Genomic DNA, 7,332 nt, shown 5'->3' with positions numbered 1-7,332 from the left:
GCGCTCGCTACCGCGGCGTCCGCAAGAACCTCTTCGACCTACGCCGCGCCTGCGCCATTCAGAACTTCGAGACGATCCAGCGAAAGGCCGCGTGATGAGATCCTTTTCAAACCGGTCGGCGTTCTAGACGTTCCGCAGGGTTGAGATCATCGTGCGGGGCTCATGCGCAACCAGGCCATCCGCCCCTACCGCGTGCACGACTTCGTCTCCTCGTGGAGGCGGGCGGCCGCGAGGCCGTGGTGGACGTCGTGCGGCGTCACCAGCCCGAGCCCGCCGTGGCTGTGCTCGGTGTTGTACCAGCCGAAGAAGTCGGCGCAGTGCGCACGCCCGTCCTCGACGGCGCCGAAGCGTTCCGGGAAGTCGGGCCGGAGTTTCATCGTCTTGAACTGCGACTCGGAGAACGGGTTGTCGTTCGAGACGTGCGGCCGCGAGTGGCTCTTCGTGACGCCCAGGTCGGCGAGCATCAGCGCGACCGGGTTCGAGGTCATAGAGGTGCCACGGTCGGCGTGGACCGTGAGCTGGTCGCGCTGGATGCTTCGCGTTCACAGGTTCGCGGATGATCCGCGGGCCGAGCAGCTTCGCGATGTCCCAGCTCCAGAGCTGGTTCGGGGCGATGGCGAGCAGCTCGGGCGCCTTGTACTTCGGTTGCCGCAGTTGGTCCCGCCGCCCGCGGACCTCCGCGTTCTCAGCGAGGACGCGGTACATGGTGCGCTCCGAGCAGAGATACCGGCCCTCGTCGAGCAGCGTCGCGTAGACCTCGGCGGGCGCGAGCTCCGCAAAGCGGGGCTCGTGCAGGACGTCGAGCACGGCGCGTCGTTCCACAGCGACGAGCGCGCGGTGGCTGCTCCTCTTCGCAGGCGGCGGGCGCGGCTTGAGCGCGCGGCACCTCAAGAACCTGCGCTTCGGGATGGGGCTCACCGACACGCGCATCGGCTAACCGAGCGGCGTGACCGGATCCTCCTGGTCGGCGCCATCGCCGCTGCGCTGCTCACGCTGCTCGGTGCCGCCGGGGAGGCAGTCGGGGAAGACCGGCGGATCAAGGCGAACACCTCGAAGGAGCGGACCCACTCCCAACCAGGGGCTGTTCCACTTCGACTGCCTGCCTGGCATGCGCGCAGAGCGCGCGCGACCGCTGATGCAGACGTTCGACGAACTCGTTCGCCAGCAGGCCACGTTCGTGAAGTCTTCGGCCTCATGCGAGGGGATGGCTCAGGCACTCGTGAGCAGTCGGATGCGAGTGTCTCAGATGCGTATTCCATGATTGCCGCAGGGAGCCGTCGCGCCCGTCACGTACTTCGCAACGAAGGGTTGGTCCGGGGTCGTGGACATGGGCGCCGGTTCCTTGACCATCAAGGCCGTCGCCGCGAAGCCGGGAACGTCGCCCCAGGAGTACGACGTGAACGGCGCGTTCACCGCAACCCTGGTCGCGTATCCGAGCGGTGCCTCGACGGACACCGTCACGATCGACATCACGTTCTGAAGAGACGACGGCAGCGGCGGCGAGGCGGGCCATCATCGCGTGGCGTGGCTGCTTTTCGGGGGTGTAGCCGAGTCGCGACCTGACTCTCCCTCACCCCAGCCGCCCCAAGAGCCGCAGGAGCCCGTCCACGATCGTGATCGGGTGGGGCGGGCAGCCGGGGACGAAGAGGTCCACCGGGATCCCAGCGAGCGCCGCCTCGGCGCCGCCGCTCACCACGGGGCTCTCCCGGAACACGCCGCCCGAGATGGCGCAGGCGCCGACCGCGATGACGAGCCGCGGGGCGGGGACCGCCTCGTAGGTCTTCCGGAGCGCGAGCAGCATGTTCTCGGAGACCGGGCCGGTCACGACGATCCCGTCGGCGTGGCGGGGCGAGGCGACGAACTGCACGCCGAAGCGGCCCAGGTCGAACTGGATGTTGCCGGTCGCGTTGAGCTCGGCCTCGCAGCCGTTGCAGCCCGCGGCCGACACCTGCCGGAGCTTGAGCGAGCGGCCGAGGACGCGGCGCATCTCGCCGTCGAGCGCCGCCGCGAGCACGGGCTCGTCGCCGCGGACGACGAGCGCCTCGCGCGCGCGCGCGGCGAGCCGGTGGTCGTCCGTGAAGCGGATCGCCCCGGGCGGGCAAGCCGCGGCGCAGTCGCCGCAGAAGACGCACCGGCCGAGGTCCACCGCCATCGACGCCGTCCCCGGCGCGAGGATCGCCTCGGTCGGGCAGATCTCCGCGCACGCGGTGCACCCGTCGGTGCAGCGGGACGGATCGACGGCGGGGCGCCCCCGGAACCGCGCCGGGAACTTCGGCGGGCCGTCCGGGAACGCGACCGTCTGGCGGCCGTAGCCGAGCCTGAACTTGAGGATGTCGATCACAGGTCGTGCCCCGCGTAGGAGAGGTTGAAGCTCTTGTTGCAGAGCGGGAAGTCCGAGATCTGTCCGTCCCGGAGCGCCATCGCGAGCCCGAACCAGTTGTGGAACGAGGGGTCCTTCACCTTGTAGCGGGCGAGGCGTCCGGCCTCGTCCGTCACGGCGACGTGCGCGATCTCGCCGCGCCAGCCCTCCACCATCGAGACCACCAGCGACCCGGGCGCGAGCGGGCCGAGCGGATCGCGCGCGCCGCCCTCGGGGAGGTTCTCGAGCTGGCTCGCGACGAACGCCGCGCTCCGCTCGCCCTCGAGGAGCCGGATCCAGGCGCGCGCGAACACGTCCCCGGTGTCCGCGGTGACCACCGGGACGTGGACGAACCGGAAGATGCCGAACGCGTGGTCGCGCCGCACGTCGCGGTCCACGCCGCTCGCCCGCGCCGCCGGCCCCACGAGCCCGAGGGCCAGGGCCGTCTCGCGCGACACCGCGCCGGTGCCCTCGAGCCGGGCGCGCACCGAGGGCGACTCGAAGAAGAGCCCGGCCGCGCGGCGCGACTTCTCCCAGGCCCCGCGCACCCGCGCGGCGATCGCCTGCGCCTCCGCGGCGCCGAGGTCGTGGCGCACGCCGCCCGGGACGAGCAGGCCGCGACCGAAGCGGTTCCCGCAGAGCTCCGCGGTCGCGTTCAGGAACTCGGCCCGCAGCGCGCCGCAGTACGAGGCCGTCGGGAGGAAGCCGACGTCCCCCGCGAGCGCGCCGAGATCGCCCACGTGGTTCGCGAGCCGCTCGAGCTCGAGGGCCACGCCGCGGAGCGCCATCGCCCGGGCGGGCGGGGGCCGCCCGGCGAGCGACTCGAGCGCCTTGACGTACGCGAGCCCGTGGCCGACCGAGGTGTCGCCGGCGATCGACTCGGCGAGCGCGAGGGAGCGGCGGTCGGGGCCGCCCTGGAGCAGCGGCTCGACGCCGCGGTGCTGGTAGCCGAGCACGATCTCGAGGTGGAACACCTGCTCGCCGTGGCACTGGAAGCGGAAGTGCCCGGGCTCGATGATCCCGGCGTGCACCGGGCCGACCGCGACCTCGTGCACCTCCTCGCCCTCCACGGCGAAGAACGGGTACTCGCCCGGGATCGTCGCGCGAGGATCGCGCCGGCCGAACGCGTCGCGCACCGGGCGCAGCGGCGGCTCGAACCTGAGCGGCTTCAGCCAGGGGTGCCCCTCGGGGCGGACGCCGTACTGCTCCGCGAGCTCGCGCTCGAACCCCTGCGCAGCGGGGACCTCGGCCGAGAGCGCCGGGTAGGCGCCGTCGACCAGCGTGGAGAGGAGCGCGAGCCGACCCTCGGGATCGTCGGCGAGCACGGCCGTCAGGAGCACGCGGCCCTCGGCGGGGCGCCCGAAGAGGGCGGCGAGCCGGCCGCCGCCCGCGAGGGCCTCGAGGACGATCGCGCGGAAGCGCGAGACGGGGTGCACGGGCACGGCGCGGGCGTCCACCGCCTCGCCGTTCCAGGTCTCGAGGAGGTCGCTCGCGCGGGGGCGGACGTCGTGAATGGGTCCGGTCATGTTCAGTCCCAGCGGCCGCCGACGAGCTGCGCCGCGGCACCGAAGAGATCCCTGAGCCCCTGGGGCAGGAAGAGCCCGAGCAGGAGGACGAGCACCATGAGGGCGAAGGGCGGGGCGGCGGTGAGCCAGCTGTCGTCCGTCCCGGGCACCCGCGGCGCATCCCCCGGGTCGCCCTGCACCACCGCGAGGACGGTGGTCGCCATGCCGATGAAGATGACCGCGAGGAGCGCCAGGAAGAGCCCGCCGACCACGAAGCGGCCGGCCCCGAAGGCGCCGTTCAGGATGGCGAACTCGCTGAAGAACGGGGAGAAGGGCGGCGAGCCGGTGATGGCGAGGAACCCGGCGAGGAAGAGCGGCCCCGACACCGGGAGCCGGCGCGCGGCGCCGCGGACCTCGTCGGTGGTCTTCGCCCCGAACGCGCGGTGGATGTTGCCGGCGGAGAGGAACAGGACGCCCTTCGTGAGGCCGTTGTTCATCGAGTGGAAGAACGCGCCGCCCGCCGCGCCGCCGCCGAGGCCGATGCCGAGGGCGAGGATGCCCATGTGCTCGACGCTCGAGTACGCGAGCATCCGCTTGAAGTCGCGCTGCCCCACGACGAACACGGCGGCGAGCGCGATGGAGAGCAGGCCGAGGCCGACGAGCGCGTCGCGCGCGAACGCCTCGTCGCCCGCGGCGCGGGTCACCTGGAAGACGCGGGCGATGGAGAGGAACGCGAAGTTCGTGAGGCCGCCGGCGAGGAGGGCGCCGAGGAGCCCGGGCGCCTCGCCGTAGGCGTCGGGCTTCCAGGAGTGGAGGGGCGCGAGGCCCATCTTCGTCCCGTAGCCGACGAGGAGCAGGACGAAGGCCGCGCGCACCCACGGCCGCGACAGGGACGGCCCCGCGGCGATGAGGTCGTCGAGGAGGAGCGAGCGGGGTCCCCCGGCCCCGGCGCCGGACAGCGCGAGGAAGAACGTGCCGAGCAGCGCGAGCGCGATGCCGAGCGAGCAGATGAGGAGGTACTTCCAGGTCGCCTCGAGCGAGCGCGCGTTGTGGTTGAAGTAGATGAGCGGCGCGCTCGCCAGCGTGGTCGCCTCGATGGCGACCCACGAGAGGCCGAGGTGGTGCGAGAGCGCGACGACGGTCATCGCGGCGAGGAGGAGCAGGAGACCGCCCACGAAGATCCGGTTGTCGCGGTCGGCACGCCGGGCGAGGTAGCCCTGCGCGTAGATGGCGGCGGCGAGGAAGAGGGCGGTCACCGTGAGGAGCGTCACCTTCGCCATGGGGTCGAAGGCGAGCCACGCGCCGGCGCGGGCGGGCGGCGGCGAGGCGAACAGGGCGGCCACCCCGGCGGCGTGAAGGAGCGCGCCCGCGAGGAGCACCAGCGGCCGGCGGCGGTTCGAGGGGACGAGGAGCGCGACGGGCGCGAGCGCGAGCGGGGCGAGGATGACGAAGAGCATGGCGCGCCCTAATCCTTCAGCGCCGAGAGCTTCTCGGTGTCGAGCGAGGAGAACTCGCGGTTGATGTGGAACATGACGATGCCCATCACGAACACCGCCGCGAAGAGGTCGAGGAGGACGCCCGCCTCGACCATGACCGGCATGACGTCGGAGAGCAGCAGCCCGAAGACGTAGACCCCGTTCTCGAGGACGAGGAACCCGAGCACCTGGCTCACCGCCTTCTTGCGGGTGACGACGAGGAGGAGCCCGGTCCAGACCGTGGAGAGCGCGGTCGGCACGAGGAAGCCGTGGGCGCCGGCGTCGGGGAGCGGCAGCCGGCTCGAGAACGCGAAGGCGAGCGCGACGCCCACCGCGCCGAGCACCATCGAGGGGACGAAGCCGATGACGGGCTCCATCTCGCGGCGGATCGACGCCTCGCGGATCGCCCGGAACATCAGCCAGGGGATGAAGAACCCCTTGATGGCGAGCGCGCCGCCGGCGAGGAGGACCGCGTGGCCGAGGTTGTGAGACTCGCGGACGAGGAGGAGCGGGAGCGCCGCGAGGAGCGCGCCCTGGATCGCGACGGTGCGGATCGCGGCGCCGAGGCGGCTCGAGGCGAGCAGGAACAGGTCGATGACGACGACCAGGACGAAGACGAGATCGACGAACGAGGCCATCGCGGTCACCGGAGGAGGAGGACGAGCGCGAACACGGAGAGGACCGACGCGCCCACGAGGAGCTGCGGGACGCGCACGATGCGCAGCCGCGCCATCACGGACTCGACGACGCCGACGCCCACCGCGAAGCAGAGGACGCCCAGGAAGAACAGCGCCTCCGAGGCGAGCGCGCCGTCGCCGCGGCCGAGGACGAGGCGGGAGAGGATCGCCCCGAAGAGGAAGAGCTTCAGGGACGCGCCGTACAGGATGAAGGCGAGGTCGGGCCCGCCGTGGTCGAGCACCATCACCTCGTGGATCATCGTGAGCTCGAGGTGCGTGTTCGGGTCGTCCACCGGGATGCGCGAGTTCTCGGCGAGGGCGATGACGAACACCGCGATGGCGGCGAGGAGCAGCGCCGGGCCGGCGGAGCCCCACGCCCCCGGGAGCGCCGGGCCGAGCATGCCGGAGAGCGAGAGGGTGCCCGTCGCGCGCGCCAGCACGAGCAGGCACAGGAAGAGGGCCGGCTCGGCGAGGCTCGCGAACGTGACCTCGCGCGCGGCGCCCATCCCCTCGAACGCGGAGCCGGTGTCGAGCGCCGCGAGGGCGGTCGCGAAGCGCGCGAGGCCGAGCAGGTACGCGAACAGGACGAAGTCCCCCGCGAAGGAGAGCGCCGCGGGCGCGCCGCCCATCGAGAGGAGGAGCCCGGCCGACGCCACGGCGGCGAGCCCGACGATCGGGCCCGCGCGGAACACCCAGGTCGTGGTCCGGCTGTAGACCGCGCCCTTGCGCAGGAGCTTCGCGAGATCGAGGTAGGGCTGCAGCAGCGGAGGTCCGACGCGCCCCGCGAAGATCGACTTCGTGCGGTTCACGACGCCGAGGAGGAGAGGGGGCAGCGCGAGGAGCGCGGCGAGGTGCAGCACGGTGCGCAGGAGGAGCATGGGCGTGTTCACCAGCCGAATCCCCAGGCGAGGATCGCGAGCAGCGTCGCGAGGACGAGCAGCACCTGGAACTGGATGCGGCGCAGGAAGAGGAGGTGAGCCCGCGCGGCGAGCCACCGGAAGCCGCGCGCGGCGGGGGCGAGCGCGAGATCGAGGACCGTGTCCGGCACCTCGGTGTGGAACGCGGCGCGGGCCGGGAACGCCCCGCCGAGGCGCGGCGCGGCGCCGCGCGGGAAGATCGCCCACGAGAAGCGGCGGACGAGCAGCTCGGCGAAGGACGAGCCGGTGTACTGCGCGCGCGGGAGCGGGCCAGAGAAGGCGCAGCCCCAGGTCTCGACGTCGGGGGCGCGCGGCGCCCCGAGGCGACGGCGGAGGAGGACCAGGCCTGCCGTCGCGACGAGGAGCGCGGCCGCGGCGACGCTCACCCGCGAGGCGCCC

At 72.8% G+C, this 7,332-nt stretch carries 6 protein-coding genes and 2 pseudogenes; 1 reads left to right on the top strand and 7 read right to left on the bottom strand.

The features are described 5' to 3' along the window. Positions 1–215: 215 nt before the first annotated feature. Positions 216–909, bottom strand: a pseudogene (locus MNZ39_RS22590) (transposase); the annotation flags it as partial. Between the two features lie 433 nt (positions 910–1,342). Between MNZ39_RS22590 and MNZ39_RS22585 the strand changes: the two are divergent. After that, positions 1,343–1,480: a hypothetical protein gene (locus MNZ39_RS22585; RefSeq protein WP_242341357.1), complete on the top strand. Its 138-nt coding sequence runs from the start codon at positions 1,343–1,345 to the stop codon at positions 1,478–1,480. A gap of 90 nt (positions 1,481–1,570) precedes the next feature. Here the strand turns inward: MNZ39_RS22585 and MNZ39_RS22580 are convergent, their stop codons facing one another. From MNZ39_RS22580 to MNZ39_RS22555, 6 genes and pseudogenes are all read right to left on the bottom strand, one after another. After that, positions 1,571–2,341, bottom strand: a complete 771-nt coding sequence (locus tag MNZ39_RS22580) for a 4Fe-4S binding protein (protein WP_242341356.1) — start codon at positions 2,339–2,341, stop codon at positions 1,571–1,573. Then, on the bottom strand, positions 2,338–3,885 hold the full coding sequence (locus MNZ39_RS22575; protein WP_242341355.1) for a hydrogenase: 1,548 nt from the start codon (positions 3,883–3,885) through the stop codon (positions 2,338–2,340). The genes MNZ39_RS22580 and MNZ39_RS22575 overlap by 4 nt, the downstream gene beginning before the upstream one ends. Positions 3,886–3,887: 2 nt before the next feature. Further along, the gene (locus MNZ39_RS22570; RefSeq protein WP_242341354.1) at positions 3,888–5,321 is read right to left on the bottom strand and encodes a proton-conducting transporter membrane subunit; all 1,434 of its coding nucleotides are present in this window, start codon (positions 5,319–5,321) and stop codon (positions 3,888–3,890) included. A gap of 8 nt (positions 5,322–5,329) precedes the next feature. Next, positions 5,330–5,977 (bottom strand): NADH-quinone oxidoreductase subunit K, encoded by a 648-nt coding sequence (locus MNZ39_RS22565; protein ID WP_242341353.1) that lies wholly within the window; start codon positions 5,975–5,977, stop codon positions 5,330–5,332. Between the two features lie 5 nt (positions 5,978–5,982). Beyond that, positions 5,983–6,906, bottom strand: a complete 924-nt coding sequence (locus MNZ39_RS22560; RefSeq protein WP_242341352.1) for a respiratory chain complex I subunit 1 family protein — start codon at positions 6,904–6,906, stop codon at positions 5,983–5,985. Beyond that, positions 6,903–7,332 (bottom strand): annotated as a pseudogene (locus tag MNZ39_RS22555) (oxidoreductase); the annotation flags it as partial. The pseudogene MNZ39_RS22555 and the gene MNZ39_RS22560, both read right to left, overlap by 4 nt.

Origin of the sequence: Anaeromyxobacter sp. SG66, assembly GCF_022690805.1 — a bacterium.
Lineage (GTDB): Bacteria > Myxococcota > Myxococcia > Myxococcales > Anaeromyxobacteraceae > Anaeromyxobacter > Anaeromyxobacter soli.
The sequence above is the reverse complement of the archived record's forward strand: the minus strand, read 5'-3'. Positions and strand labels throughout refer to the sequence as shown.